Genomic DNA, 13,979 nt, shown 5'->3' on the forward strand with positions numbered 1-13,979 from the left:
ATTCGGAGGCCTGGTTGCGCAGCCGCTGCATTGTGCGTTTCTAGGTCCCCCGTCTTGCCAGGTCAACCGCGTGAAATTCGCCGTTTCGGGGTACCTCGCTCCCGGGGATCGGCTGGTCACGTCCTGGGCCTGGCGGAGAGCCACCGGCGCGGGTCCGCAAGGGGCCGGCTCGTTGAGAGAAGGAGAAAACCATGTCCTTTGTCACCACTCGGCCGGAGGCGCTCCTGGCCACGGCGAGCATGCTCGAAGCGCTCGGCTCCTCGATGGACGCCCAAAACGCAGCCGCCGCGGCGCCCACCACGAGCATCGCCCCCGCGGCCGCCGACGAGGTGTCGGCGCTGCAGGCCGCGACGTTCTCCGCCTACGGCGCCTGGTACCAGCAGGTCAGCGCCCAGGCGAAGGCGATCCACCAGACGATGGTGCAGAACCTCGACACCAGCGCCGGATCCTATGGCGAGACCGAGACCGCGAACCGCGCGACGACCAGCGCCTCGGCATTGCAGGCAATCACGCCGAACGCCGTCACGGACCCGGTCACCGACCCGCCCCCGGGGAGCACCGCCCTGGGGACCGAGATCGGGTGGGGTCAGAACGTCGGCGCCGCCGCGTCGGACTTCATCACCCTGGGCGAGGGGCAATTCGCCCCCGTCGCCGGCGCCGCGGGAATCCCCAATTTCAATCCGGGACTCGCGTCAGCGACGTCGAGCGCACCCGCACCGGCCGCCCCGGCGGCCGTGGGTGCGGCGCCGATGCTGGCGAGCATGGGGCGCGGGCCCTCGATCGGCGCGTTGTCGGTGCCGCCCAGTTGGGCCGCCGGCGGTGTCCCGTCCGTGAGCCCCGCCCCGGGGCAGCTGGTCGGCGCGGGCTTCACCAGCGCCGCGCCCCACGCCGCGCCGGTGACCACCGTGCCGGGCGGCCTGCCGTCGATGGCCACCTCCGGACGCAGCGGCTACGGCCTCGGCGCCCCGCGCTACGGGGTCAAGCCGACCGTCATGCCCAAGCCGGCGATCTAGCACCTACCGAACCACAGCAGAGAACAGGAGCGACGCAATGTCTTTCGACTTTGGAGCACTTCCCCCCGAGGTCAATTCCCTCCGCATGTACACCGGGGCGGGGGCCGCGCCGATGATGGCCGCCGCGGCGGCGTTCAGCAGCCTCGCCGACGAATTGAGTACGACCGCCTCGGCCAGCCAGTCGGCGATCTCGAACCTGACCGGCGAGGAGTGGATCGGCCCCTCCTCGTCCGCGATGGCCACCGCCGTCGAGCCATACCTGACCTGGATGCACACCACCGCCGCGCAGCTGCAGCAGGCCGCCTCCCAGGCCATGGTGTCGGCGGCCGCCTATGAGGCCGCCTTTGCGATGACGGTGCCGCCGCCGCTGATCGCGGCCAACCGGGCTCAGCTCGCGGCCCTGACCGCGACGAATGTCCTGGGCCAGAACACCGCCGCCATCGCGGCCACCGAGGCGCAGTACAGCGAGATGTGGGCCCAGGACGCCGCCGCCATGTATGGCTACGCCGCCGCGTCCGCGGCCGCCGGCAAGCTGAGCCCGTTGACCTCGCCGGCGCCGACGAACAACCCGGGCGGGCTCGGCGCGCAAGCCGCGGCCGTCTCCCAGGCCACGGCCTCCGGCGCGCAGACGAGCGGCCTCAACCAGGTCGTGTCCAGAACGCCGGATGCGGTCCGGCTTTTGGCGGCGCCTCTGGACCCGCCGTCCGGCCTGAGCGGATTGGACAGCTTCCTGGGCAACCCGGTGGTGAACAGCGTCGGCAACGCCGGCTTCGACGCCGTGTCCTGGAACGTCTTCAACACCATCGTGTCCAACATCCTGTACAACCACACTCTGGACGCGGCGGCTTCCGCCGGTTTCGCCGGCGATGTGGGCGGCGCGGTCGGAGGCGGCGCCTTGGTGGGCGCGGTGGCTCCGGCGAGCACCGCGAGCGTCGGCGCCGCGCCGGTGCTGGCGAGCATGGGCTCGGCCGCCCCGGTCGGCGGCTTGTCGACACCGGTCGCCTGGTCCGCGGCCACCCCCGCGCCCGCTGCCGCGACGGCCGCGGGCTCGGGGTGGACCGCGCCGGTCGAAGAGCCGCGCACGACGTGGGCGACGGGCATGCCGGCGGTCGCCTCGGCCGGGCGCGGCGGCTACGGCATGGGCCCGCGTTACGGGGTCAAGCCGACGGTGATGCCCACGCGGTTGCTCGTGTAACCGCTGCGGCCGGCTCCGCCGGCGGCTCGCCATCACGGTGAACGGTGAACCACTACCCTGAGACCGTGCTGGACTTACGCGGGGATCCGATCGCGCTGACCGCGGCGCTCGTCGACATTCCCAGCGAATCACGAGACGAAGCGCGCCTGGCCGACGAGGTCGAAGCCGCGCTGCGCGCCCAGACCTCCGGCTTCGAGATCGTCCGCAACGGCAACGCCGTCTTGGCGCGAACCCGACACCAGCGGCCGTCGCGGGTGCTGCTGGCCGGCCACCTGGACACCGTGCCGGTGGCCGGAAACCTGCCCAGCCGTCGCGACGGCGGCGAGCTGCACGGCTGCGGCACCGCCGACATGAAATCCGGGGACGCCGTCTTCCTCCACCTCGCCGCCACCGTCGCCGAACCCGTGCACGATCTGACGCTGGTGATGTACGACTGCGAGGAAATCGACGCGGCGGCAAACGGTTTGGGTCGCATCGAACGCGAACTGCCGGACTGGCTGTCCGCCGATGTGGCCATTCTGGGTGAGCCGACTGGCGGCTATATCGAAGCCGGTTGCCAGGGCACCCTGCGCGTCGTCGTCAGCGCCACCGGGACCCGCGCCCACTCGGCGCGATCCTGGTTGGGGGACAACGCCATTCACAAGCTGGGGGCCGTGCTCGAGCGGCTGGCCGCCTACGAGGCGCGCAGCGTGGACATCGACGGCTGCACCTACCGTGAGGGCTTGTCGGCCGTGCGCATCGACGGCGGGGTGGCGGGCAACGTCATTCCCGATGCGGCCGCGGTGACGGTCAACTTCCGCTTCGCCCCGGACCGCTCGGTGCCCGACGCGCTGCAACACGTGCACGACGTGCTCGCCGGGCTGGACGTGCAGATCGAACAGACCGACGCGGCGGCCGGCGCGATGCCGGGTCTGTCCCAACCCGCCGCCAAGGCCCTGGTCGAGGCGGCGGGCGGCAACGTGCGCGCCAAGTACGGCTGGACCGACGTCGCCCGGTTCGCCGCGCTGGGTATCCCGGCGGTCAACTTCGGCCCCGGCGATCCGAATTTGGCGCATCGGCGCGACGAACGCGTCACCGTCGCCAACATCACCGCCGCGGTGGACATGCTGCGCCGCTACCTGGGCGGCTAAGCGCCGCACCGCCGCGCTTGGGCGGCGGCATCGGCGGCGGCCGCCTGCATCCCGATCGACGTCAGCTCGTCCGACACCGCCCGCAACGCCTCGGCGTCGCCGGCGGTGAGCGCTCGGGCGTGGGCCAACGCGATTCTGCCTACGACACAATCGATCTCGTCGCAGAGCCGGGCCAACGGATCGGCGGCCCGGCTATCGCCCAACCGCACGGCCTCGTGCCAGACGCGCACCGCGACGGCCCGCTGCCCACCGCGCTCGGCCGCGCGGGCGGCTTCGCGCGCGGCGGCCACCGCGCCGTGCGAATCGCGCATCAACGCCAGCCGCCAGGCCCGCGCCACCCCGAGCTCGGGCGCGAACAGGGCCGACTTGGTGCCGTGCCGGGATTCGGCCCTGCTCAACGCTTTTGCCGCGGCGGCGGTATCGCCCAGCTGGGACAGCGCGGTCGCCAGCAGCGTCAGCGACAGCGGCCCCCACGAATAGCCGGTGCGTTCCAGGGTGGCGGTCGCCGGGGTCAATAGTGCCGCCGCGGAATCGAATTCGCCGCCGGCAAGCAACACATGCGCCAGCAGCACCTCGCCGATCGCGCGGCCCGGCTGCTGCAGTTCGGCGAAATCGGTGAACTGCCGGGCGAGCTGGCGGGCCTCGTCGAGCCGGCCCGCCAACAACAGTGTGGTCGTCTGGCCCAGACCGATCGTGAACCGCAGCAGCCCGGGATGTTCGGCGCCGAGGGCGCGCTGCGCCAACGGCTCGACGTCACCGAATCGGCCCTGCCGCGCCGCGCACAACGCGGCCGCGCTGCCGGCCCAGGCCACCGCCTGGTCATCGGCGGACGGCGAGGCCAGCACCTCGTCGGCGACCTTGACCGCGTGTCCGACGTTGCCCGCGTTCATCGCGAAGGTCGCGCTCAGCGCGTCCAGGGTGGTCCGCGGGCCGGCGTCCGCGACGCGAGTGCGGACGGTGCGCAGAAACGCGGTGGCCCGCTCCGGCTCGCCGAGCATCCAGAACTGGTTCGCCGCCCGCAGCAGGGCCCACTCCATCAGCGCGGCTTCGGTCAGGCCGGTGGAGTCGACGTCGGCCAGCACCGCGTCGGCCTCGCGGCCGCGGCCCTGCCAGCCCAGCGCGTGCGCGAGCGTGAGCCGCGCCGCGAGGCCCCCGGAGCGCTCCAGCGCCGCGCGGGCCAGCCGCTCGCCCAGCGCCATGTCGCCCAGCCGCAGCGCCTGCTGCCCGGCGGCCACGACGTCGGCGGGCCGTTGGCGCACGTCGCTGTCCATCGCCAACGACATCAGCCGCAGCCGATCGCTGAGATGGTCGGACGGACGCTGCGACAGCAGCGTGACCAGCTCGGTGCGTCGTTGTCGTGCGTCGTCGGGGTCGAGCGCGGCCAGCGTTCGCTCGGCGAACAGCGGGTGGGCCGTATAGACGACCGGGTCCTCGGAGGTCCCGCCGCGCACCCGGGTCTCGGCGGCACCCCATTTCACCGCGTCGGCCACCGCGCCGTCGCCGGCCAGGACGGTCAGATCGGTGAGGGATAGCGGCTCGCAGACGGCGAGGTACTCCATCACCGACCGCGCCGGTGCGGGCAACTCGGCGAGGAAGGCGTCGACCTCCGCGGGCGGCGTGGTTCCGCCGGCCGGCTCGATATCGAGCCGGTCGAGCAGGCCGTCGCTCCACAGCGCGGCGATCGCATGGGGGGAGGAGTCGGCGCGGGCGGTGACGATCAGCCGCGCCGCTCCGGACCGCGCCAGCTGGTAGACCAGGGTGGCCGAGAGCACGTCCAGGTGTTGGGCGTCGTCGACGACGAGCAGCAGGTCATCGCCGCCCAGCGAGGCGCGCGCGGCCCGCAGCAGCGCCGCCGGCTTGCCGATGTCGGCGATCTGCACCAGGTGGCTGAAGGCCCCGAACGGGACCGCGCGTTCGGTCGGGGTGCCGGTGACCCAGCGGATGAGCGTGTCGGGGTGCTGACCGGCGAAGTGCTCGGCGGCCACGCGGGCCAAGGTGGATTTGCCGACACCGTCGGGCCCCAACACCGCCGCTCCCCGGCCCCCGTCGGCCAACGCCGCATCCAGCCGTTCTGAGGCCGTCGCGTGGTGGGGGACGTTCCATCGAATCGGCACTGCCGGATTTTATGGCGCATGGGTCGGTCGGCACGGCGAAAGCCCCAGATATGAGGGGCGATCACGGTTGGTCTACCTTTGGCGGATATGCCCGGGGAACGCGATTCGGCCCGCGAATGGGCGGTGTGTGTGTACTGCGCGTCTGGTCCGCAGCATCCCGAATTGCTCGGTGTCGCTGCAGAACTCGGTGAGGCGATCGCGGAGCGAGGCTGGACGCTGGTGTGGGGCGGTGGCCGTGTTTCGGCGATGGGCGCGGTGGCGAGCGCGGCGCGGGCGCGCGGCGGCCGGACCGTCGGTGTCATCCCTCAGATCTTGATGCGTCGCGAGATCGCCGACGCGGACGCCGACGAGTTGATCGTGAGCGACACCCTGCATGAGCGCAAGCAGATCATGGAGGACCGCGCCGACGCATTCATTGCGCTGCCGGGCGGCATCGGCACCCTCGACGAGTTGCTCGACACCTGGACGACGGCCTACCTCGGTCTGCACGACAAACCGATCGTGCTGCTCGATCCCGTGGGCCACTACGAGGGGCTGTGGACGTGGTTGTGCGGGTTGCTGGACAGCGGTTACGTCTCCCAGGTGGCGATGGACCGATTGGTGCTGGTCGACAAGGTGAGCGCCGCGCTGGACGCGTGCGCGCCCGGCTGAGGCCGCCGGCCGGTCCTAGAAGGTCCTAGCCCCTACTAGGCTGTCCGCCGAGCTTGACTTTCGAGACGAATCGAGGGGATCACGTGTCCGATCGTGACGGGGGAGCACGCACGGCGGTCAAACTGACCGACATCGCGTCCCGGGTGCCGGCCGTGCTGGCCGACCTGCCGGTGATCGCGCGAGGGATGCTGACCGGGCTGCTCGCCCAGCCGGGGTCGAAGAAATCGATCGGCACGGTGTTCCAGGAGCGCGCCGCCCGCTACGGCGACCGGGTCTTCTTGCGCTTCGGCGACCAGCAGCTGACCTACCGCGACGCCAACGCGGCCGCCAACCGATACGCCGCGGTGCTGGCCGCGCGCGGCGTCGGCCAGGGCGACGTCGTCGCCATCATGCTGCGCAACTCGCCCAACACCGTGCTGGCCATGCTGGCCGCGGTCAAGTGCGGCGCGGTCGCCGGCATGCTCAACTACCACCAGCGCGGCGAGGTGCTCGCGCACAGCCTCGGCCTGCTGGAAGCCAAGGTGCTCATCGCCGAGACCGATCTCGTCAGCGCCGTGGCCGAGTGCGGCGGCTCGGCCGGCACCCAGACGCTGACCGTCGAAGACCTGGAGCGGTTCGCCCTCAGCGCTCCGGCCACCAACCCGGCGTCCGCGTCGGCGGTCCGCGCCAGAGACACCGCGTTCTACATCTTCACCTCGGGCACAACCGGATTCCCGAAGGCGAGCATCATGACCCATCGCCGGTGGCTGGCGGCGCTGGCCGCGTTCGGGGGCATGGGGCTCCGGCTGAAAGCATCCGACACGCTGTACTGCTGCCTGCCGCTGTACCACAACAACGCGCTGACGGTCGCGCTGTCGTCGGTGATCACGTCAGGGGCGACGCTGGCACTGGGCCGCTCGTTCTCGGCGTCGAAGTTCTGGGACGAAGTGATCGCCAACGAGGCCACGGCGTTCATTTATATCGGCGAGGTGTGCCGCTACCTGCTCAATCAGCCCGCCAAGCCGACCGACCGCGCGCACAAGGTGCGACTGATCGCCGGCAACGGCCTGCGCCCGGAGATCTGGGACGAGTTCACCAAACGGTTCGGGATCGCGCGCGTCTGCGAGTTCTACGCCTCCAGCGAGGGCAACGCCGCGTTCATCAATATCTTCAACGTGCCGCGCTCCACCGGCATCTCGCCGACGCCGTTGGCCTACGTCGAGTACGACCCCGACACCGGCGCGCCGCTGCGCGGCGACGACGGGCGCGTGCGCCGGGTGCCGGCCGGGGAGCCGGGCCTGTTGCTCAGCCCGGTCAACCGGCTACAGCCCTTCGACGGCTACACCGACCCCGAATCGAGCGAAAAGAAGTTGGTGCGCAACGCCTTTCGTGAGGGCGACTGCTGGTTCAACACGGGCGACGTGATGAGCCCGCAGGGCCTGGCGCATGCCGCGTTCGTCGACCGGCTCGGTGACACCTTCCGCTGGAAGGGCGAAAACGTCGCCACCACGCAGGTCGAGGCGGCGCTGGCATCCGACGACTCCGTCGAGGACTGCACGGTCTTCGGGGTCGAGGTGCCGCGCACGGGCGGTCGCGCCGGGATGGCCGCGGTCAAGCTGCGCGACGGCGCCGAGTTCGACGGGAAGTCGCTGGCCCGTGCCGTCTACGAGCAGCTGCCCGGCTACGCGCTGCCGCTGTTCGTGCGGGTGGTCGAGTCGATCGAGCAGACCACGACCTTCAAGAGCCGCAAGGTGGAGTTGCGCGAGCAGGCCTACGGTTCCGACGTGGAGGATCCGCTGTACGTACTGGCCGGACGCGACGACGGCTATGTGCCGTTCTACGACGAGTACCCCGACGAGGTAGCCGAGGGTAAGCGCCCGTAGGGCCGACGCTGGTCGCCTGCGCCGACGGTGCGGCGAGCCGCGCACTCGGCGCCGAGTGTGCCGTTGGTCGCACACTCGCATCCCCGAGCCGCGGCCGACCCGGTGACCGGGCACCATATACGTGTGCAAGCGACATCGCCGGAGTCAGCCGGCCGCTCGACAGTGTCGGCGTCGGCCGGCCGATCGATGCTGTGCGGCCGCCCGGTCGCAGGCGATCGCGCGCTGATCATGGCGATCATCAACCGCACCCCGGACTCGTTCTACGACAAGGGCGCGACCTTCAGCGACGAGGCCGCCCGGTCGGCCGTGCGCCAAGCCGTGGCCGACGGCGCCGATGTCATCGACGTGGGCGGCGTCAAGGCCGGCCCGGGCCAAGAGGTCGACGCCGACACCGAGATCGCCCGGCTGGTGCCCTTCATCGAATGGCTCCGCGACGCCTATCCCGGCCAGGTGATCAGCGCCGATACCTGGCGATCCGAGGTCGCCAAGGTGGCCTGCGCCGCCGGGGCGGACCTGATCAACGACACCTGGGCCGGTGTCGACCCCGCCCTGCCGGAAGTCGCCGCGGAGTTCGGCGCGGGTCTGGTGTGTTCGCACACCGGCAACGCGCAGCCCCGCACCCGCCCCTTCCGCGTGAACTACGGAACCACCACGCGCGGCGTGGTCGACGACGTGATCGCCCAGGTCACCGCCGCCGCCGAGCGGGCGGTGGCGTGCGGTGTGGCCCGCGACCGGGTGCTGATCGACCCGACCCACGACTTCGGCAAGAACACCTTCCACGGGCTGCTGCTGTTGCGCCACGTCGGCGATCTCGTTAATACCGGGTGGCCCGTGCTCATGGCTTTGAGTAACAAGGACTTCGTCGGGGAGACTCTGGGTGTGGAATTGACCGAGCGGCTCGAGGGAACGCTGGCGGCCACCGCGCTGGCCGCGGCCGCCGGTGCGCGGATGTTCCGCGTGCACGAGGTCGCCGCCACCCGCCGGGTGCTGGAAATGGTGGCCTCCATCCAGGGGACACGCCCGCCGACCCGCACGGTGAGGGGGCTCGCATGACGATGTCGGACCTGGTCGCGGGTGACCTCGCCAGCGACGGGATGCTCGCCGCGAGGCCCGGGGACACCTGGCTGGCCGACCGCAGCTGGAGCCGTCCGAGCTGGACCGTCGCCGAACTGGAGGCGGCCAAGGCGGGGCGGACCGTTTCGGTGGTGCTGCCCGCGCTCGACGAGGAAGAAACCATCGAGTCGGTGATCGAAAGCATCTCGCCGCTGGTCGATGGGCTGGTCGACGAGCTGATCGTGTTGGACTCCGGCTCCACCGACGACACCGAGATCCGGGCCGTCGCCGCCGGCGCCCGCGTGGTCAGCCGCGAGCAGGCGCTGCCCGAGGTGCCGATACGGCCCGGCAAGGGCGAGGCGTTGTGGCGGTCGCTGGCGGCCACGCGCGGCGACATCGTCGTGTTCGTCGACTCCGACCTGGTCAACCCCCACCCGATGTTCGTGCCGTGGCTGGTCGGACCGCTGCTCACCGGCCCATCCTCCCGCGACGTGCACCTGGTCAAGAGCTTCTACCGGCGTCCCCTCAACGTCGCCGACGTGGGTGGCAGCGCGGGCGCCACCGGCGGGGGGCGGGTCACCGAGCTGGTCGCCCGGCCGTTGCTCGCGGCGCTGCGGCCCGAGTTGGGCGGGGTGCTGCAGCCGCTGGGCGGTGAATACGCGGCCACCCGCGAGTTGCTGACCTCGGTGCCGTTCGCCCCGGGCTACGGCGTGGAGATCGGGTTGCTGGTGGACACCTTCGACCGGCTGGGTCTGGACGCGATCGCCCAGGTCAACTTGGGGGTTCGGGCCCACCGCAACCGGCCGTTGGCTGAGCTGGGCGCGATGAGCCGTCAGGTCATCGCGACCCTGCTGTCGCGCTGCGGGATCCCGGATTCGGGGGTCGGCCTGACCCAGTTCGTCGCCGTCGGCCCCGACGGCGAGGGCTATACCCAGCAGACTTCGCCGGTGTCGCTGGCGGACCGGCCGCCGATGCAGGTGATCAGGCCCCGATAGCCGTCGCCACGGTCACGCTGGGCATCGCCGTGTCGGCGGCATAGGGCAATATCGATCCCGTGGCGTTGGTGTTGCTGTACCTGGTGGTGCTGGTGCTGGTGGCGATCGTCTTGTTCGGCGCGGCCAGCCTGTTGTTCGGTCGCGGTGAGCAGCTGCCGCCCCTGCCTCGGGGGACGACGGCAACGGTGCTGCCCGCCTACGGGGTGACCGGCTCCGACGTCGATGCCGTCAAGTTCACCCAGGTGCTGCGCGGATACAAGACCAGCGAGGTGGATTGGGTGCTGGATCGGCTCGCCCGCGAGCTGGAGGCCCTGCGCGGCCAGCTGGCCGCGGTGCACGCCGCGCCCGCCGCCGAACAGGACACCGAGGACGATTCGGCGGAACCCGGCGAGGGCGAGGATCGTCAGGACTCAATGTGAGCGAAGACGAGCTGGTGCGGTGCGGCTGGGCGTCCATTCGGCCCGGGCCGGACTTCGAGATGTACCGCGATTATCACGACCAGGAGTGGGGTCGCCCGCTGCGCGACGGGGTGGGCCTGTTCGAGCGGATGAGCCTGGAGGCCTTTCAGAGCGGCCTGTCGTGGCTGATCATCCTGCGCAAACGGGAAAATTTCCGGCGCGCGTTCGCCGGGTTCGACATCGAAACGGTCGCCGAGTACACCGACGACGACGTGCAGCGGCTGATGGCGGATCAGGGAATCGTGCGCAACCACGCCAAGATCGACGCGACGATCGCCAACGCGCGCGCGGCCGCGGAGCTGGGAACTCCGGCGGACCTGGCGGAGCTGCTGTGGTCGTTTGCGCCGTCGCCGCGGTCACGCCCGGCCGATACATCCCAAATTCCCTCGGCCACCGACGAATCGAAGGCCATGGCGCGTGAGCTCAAGCGGCGCGGGTTCCGCTTCGTCGGTCCGACAACCGCCTATGCGTTGATGCAGGCAACCGGCATGGTCGACGACCACATCCGTGGTTGCTGGGTGCCCGCGACCGCCCCCTGAGCACACAGTTGTGGGTCTTTGTACAAGGGGTGACCTCGATAGGGAACAATGGAGGGGTGATAAGTCAGTTCGATGCCGGGCATGGCTTGAAGTTCGCTGGCGGGGCGTGCTCGGCGCCGACCAGGTCCGCGCGGGCGGGCCAGCTCGAACCTGGAGGGAGCACTCGATGGCGGCGATGAAGCCCCGGACCGGAGACGGTCCTCTGGAAGCAACGAAGGAGGGGCGCGGCATCGTGATGCGGGTACCACTTGAAGGTGGAGGTCGACTGGTCGTCGAGCTGACGCCCGACGAAGCGGCTGCCCTCGGTGACGAACTCAAGGGCGTCACGAGCTCCAGCTAGGGCTTGCCGCCGAACAAGAGTCGGCGGTGCTACGCACACACCTTCCGATAGATCTCCAGGGTCTGCTCGGCGACGTGGGCCCACGAGAACTCCTCGACGCAGCGTTGGCGTCCTGCCTTGCCGTAGCGCTGCGCTTTTTCGCCGTCGGCGATGAGCTCGTTGACCGCCTCGGCCAATCCCGCCTGATAGCCCGCCACATCGGCGGGGTCGTAATGCACCAAAGTCCCGGTCAGCCCGTCGGCGACCACCTCCGGGATCCCGCCCACATCCGAGGCCACCACGGCGGCCCCGCAGGCCATTGCCTCCAAATTCACGATGCCCAATGGCTCATACACTGATGGACACACGAAAACCGATGCAGCCGACAGGATTTCGCGCAATTCACCGATGGGCAGCATTTCTCGGATCCAGAAGACACCGGTGCGGTCGCGGGCCAGGCGGGCGACCGCTTCCCGAATCTCCTCGGCGATCTCGGGGGTGTCGGGCGCCCCGGCGCACAGCAGCACCTGCGCCTCGGGGCTGAATCGGTGGGCGGCCGCCACCAGGTGCGCGAGCCCCTTCTGCCGGGTGATGCGACCCACGAACACCACCACGGGACGGGCCGGATCGACGCCGAGCGCGGCCAGCATCGACCCGGCCGGCGGTGGGGCCGCAGGGCTCCAGACGTCGGTGTCGACGCCGTTGCGGATGACGTGCACGGCACCGGGATCCAGCGCGGGGTAGACGCGCAGGATGTCCTCGCGCATGGCCGAGCTGACCGCGATGACCGCGTCGGCGGCCAGCACCGCGGTGTGTTCGACCCAGGTCGAGATCCGGTAGCCCCCGCCGAGTTGTTCGGCCTTCCACGGGCGCAGGGGTTCGAGCGAATGCGCGGTCAACACGTGCGGGACGTCATAGAGCAGCGCGGCCAGGTGCCCGGCCATGCCGGCGTACCAGGTGTGCGAATGCACGACGGTGGCCGCCGATGCCGCGTCGGCCATCGTCAGGTCGGCGGACAGCGTCGTCATCGCCGCGTTGGCGCCCTGCAACCGTGGGTCGGGCTGGTGCACGTGCACTCCCGCGACGCCCGGGCGGGGAGCGCCCATGCAATGCACGTCCACCGCGCACAGCCGGCGCAGCTGGCTGACGAGTTCGGTGACGTGGACTCCCGCCCCTCCGTAGACCTCTGGGGGGTATTCCCGAGTCATCATCGCCACCCGCATACCCGCACGGTAGTTCGGGGGCGACGGGGCGCGCGAGTCGGGCGGCACGGTCTGTTTGCGGGCACCGCCAAATACCTTGACGGACAGCCCTACAGAACGCGGGCAATAGCCCCGTCCCCCTGGCAGCGTCTCGCAACGGCCGATAGGTTTGACACCATGAGGGAAGCACCACACGTGCTGGGCATCGTCCTGGCCGGCGGTGAGGGCAAGCGGCTGTATCCGCTGACCGCGGATCGCGCCAAGCCCGCGGTTCCCTTCGGGGGCGCCTATCGGCTCATCGACTTCGTGCTGTCCAACCTCGTCAACGCCCGCTATTTACGGATCTGCGTTCTCACGCAGTACAAGTCGCATTCACTGGACCGTCACATTTCGCAGAACTGGCGGTTGTCCGGTCTAGCCGGTGAATACATCACGCCGGTGCCCGCGCAGCAGCGACTCGGTCCGCGCTGGTACACCGGTTCGGCGGACGCGATCTACCAGTCGCTCAATCTGATCTACGACGAAGACCCCGACTACATAGTTGTTTTCGGTGCCGACCACGTGTACCGGATGGATCCCGAGCAGATGGTCCGGTTCCACATCGACAGCGGGGCGGGCGCGACGGTCGCCGGCATCCGGGTGCCGCGCAACGAGGCCACCGCGTTCGGCTGCATCGACTCCGACGAGTCCGGTCGCATCCGCAAATTCGTGGAGAAGCCGCTCGATCCGCCCGGTACGCCGGATGACCCCGAGACGACGTTCGTGTCGATGGGCAATTACATCTTCACCACCAAGGTGCTCATCGACGCGATCCGCGCGGACGCCGACGACGACCATTCCGATCACGACATGGGCGGCGACATCATCCCGCGACTGGTCGATGACGGGATGGCCGCGGTGTACGACTTCAGCGACAACGAGGTGCCCGGCGCCACCGATCGTGACCGGGCCTACTGGCGGGACGTCGGAACGCTGGACGCGTTCTACGACGCGCACATGGACCTGGTGTCGGTGCACCCAGTGTTCAACCTGTACAACAAGCGCTGGCCGATCCGCGGCGAGTCGGAGAACCTGGCGCCGGCCAAGTTCGTCAACGGCGGGTCCGCGCAGGAGTCGGTGGTCGGCGCCGGCAGCATCATCTCGGCCGCCTCGGTGCGCAACTCGGTGCTGTCGTCCAACGTGGTGGTCGACGACGGCGCGATCGTCGAGGGCAGCGTGATCATGCCCGGCGCCCGGGTCGGCCGTGGCGCGGTGGTGCGCCACGCGATCCTGGACAAGAACGTCGTCGTGGGGCCGGGCGAGATGGTCGGAGTGGATCTGGAGAAGGACCGGGAGCGCTTCGCGATCAGCGCCGGCGGCGTGGTCGCGGTGGGCAAGGGCGTCTGGATCTAGGGCGCCGTCGCTCCGCGAGCAGACGCAAAAGCACCGAATTCTCCGGCGTGTCGGGT

13 protein-coding genes are annotated in these 13,979 nt (G+C 70.4%); 11 read left to right on the forward strand and 2 right to left on the reverse strand.

Translation table 11 applies throughout. The features are described 5' to 3' along the window. Positions 1-191: 191 nt before the first annotated feature. The 3 genes from G6N26_RS24000 (at position 192) to dapE (ending at position 3,338) form a co-directional block, all read left to right on the forward strand. A complete protein-coding gene (locus G6N26_RS24000) occupies positions 192-1,013 on the forward strand; it encodes a PPE family protein, SVP subgroup (RefSeq protein ID WP_067176303.1) in 822 nt (273 codons plus the stop codon). A gap of 37 nt (positions 1,014-1,050) precedes the next feature. After that, entirely contained in the window at positions 1,051-2,208 is a 1,158-nt protein-coding gene (locus G6N26_RS24005) for a PPE family protein (protein WP_083016850.1), read from the forward strand. A 65-nt stretch (positions 2,209-2,273) separates the two neighbouring features. Then, positions 2,274-3,338, forward strand: coding sequence for a succinyl-diaminopimelate desuccinylase (dapE, locus tag G6N26_RS24010; protein WP_083017059.1), 1,065 nt, complete (start codon positions 2,274-2,276; stop codon positions 3,336-3,338). Here dapE and G6N26_RS24015 read toward each other — a convergent pair. Beyond that, positions 3,335-5,452 (reverse strand): AAA family ATPase, encoded by a 2,118-nt coding sequence (locus G6N26_RS24015; RefSeq protein ID WP_169925511.1) that lies wholly within the window; start codon positions 5,450-5,452, stop codon positions 3,335-3,337. The two genes, dapE and G6N26_RS24015, sit on opposite strands and share 4 nt — an antisense overlap. Before the next feature lie 87 nt (positions 5,453-5,539). On the opposite strand from G6N26_RS24015, the gene G6N26_RS24020 reads away from it, so the two are divergent. From G6N26_RS24020 to G6N26_RS24050, 7 genes are all read left to right on the forward strand, one after another. Further along, positions 5,540-6,103: an LOG family protein gene (locus tag G6N26_RS24020; protein WP_083016849.1), complete on the forward strand. Its 564-nt coding sequence runs from the start codon at positions 5,540-5,542 to the stop codon at positions 6,101-6,103. Between the two features lie 83 nt (positions 6,104-6,186). After that, a complete protein-coding gene (gene fadD6, locus G6N26_RS24025) occupies positions 6,187-7,965 on the forward strand; it encodes a long-chain-acyl-CoA synthetase FadD6 (RefSeq protein WP_067169445.1) in 1,779 nt (592 codons plus the stop codon). Positions 7,966-8,151: 186 nt separating this feature from the next. Continuing rightward, positions 8,152-9,018: a dihydropteroate synthase gene (gene folP / locus G6N26_RS24030; RefSeq protein WP_083017057.1), complete on the forward strand. Its 867-nt coding sequence runs from the start codon at positions 8,152-8,154 to the stop codon at positions 9,016-9,018. Beyond that, positions 9,015-10,013: a glucosyl-3-phosphoglycerate synthase gene (locus G6N26_RS24035; protein ID WP_083016848.1), complete on the forward strand. Its 999-nt coding sequence runs from the start codon at positions 9,015-9,017 to the stop codon at positions 10,011-10,013. The genes folP and G6N26_RS24035 overlap by 4 nt, the downstream gene beginning before the upstream one ends. Before the next feature lie 59 nt (positions 10,014-10,072). Then, positions 10,073-10,432, forward strand: coding sequence for a DivIVA domain-containing protein (locus G6N26_RS24040; protein ID WP_067169440.1), 360 nt, complete (start codon positions 10,073-10,075; stop codon positions 10,430-10,432). Beyond that, positions 10,429-11,010 (forward strand): DNA-3-methyladenine glycosylase I, encoded by a 582-nt coding sequence (tag, locus tag G6N26_RS24045; protein WP_083016846.1) that lies wholly within the window; start codon positions 10,429-10,431, stop codon positions 11,008-11,010. Before G6N26_RS24040 ends, tag begins: the two co-directional genes overlap by 4 nt. A gap of 166 nt (positions 11,011-11,176) precedes the next feature. Beyond that, the gene (locus tag G6N26_RS24050) at positions 11,177-11,350 is read left to right on the forward strand and encodes a DUF3117 domain-containing protein (RefSeq protein WP_003878471.1); all 174 of its coding nucleotides are present in this window, start codon (positions 11,177-11,179) and stop codon (positions 11,348-11,350) included. A 29-nt stretch (positions 11,351-11,379) separates the two neighbouring features. Here G6N26_RS24050 and glgA read toward each other — a convergent pair whose 3' ends face one another. After that, positions 11,380-12,552, reverse strand: a complete 1,173-nt coding sequence (gene glgA / locus G6N26_RS24055; RefSeq protein WP_067169467.1) for a glycogen synthase — start codon at positions 12,550-12,552, stop codon at positions 11,380-11,382. Between the two features lie 156 nt (positions 12,553-12,708). Here glgA and glgC point away from each other — a divergent pair, with 156 nt between their 5' ends. After that, on the forward strand, positions 12,709-13,923 hold the full coding sequence (gene glgC / locus G6N26_RS24060) for a glucose-1-phosphate adenylyltransferase (RefSeq protein WP_067169434.1): 1,215 nt from the start codon (positions 12,709-12,711) through the stop codon (positions 13,921-13,923). Positions 13,924-13,979: the final 56 nt, after the last annotated feature.

Source organism: Mycobacterium marseillense, assembly GCF_010731675.1.
Classification (GTDB): Bacteria; Actinomycetota; Actinomycetes; order Mycobacteriales; family Mycobacteriaceae; genus Mycobacterium; species Mycobacterium marseillense.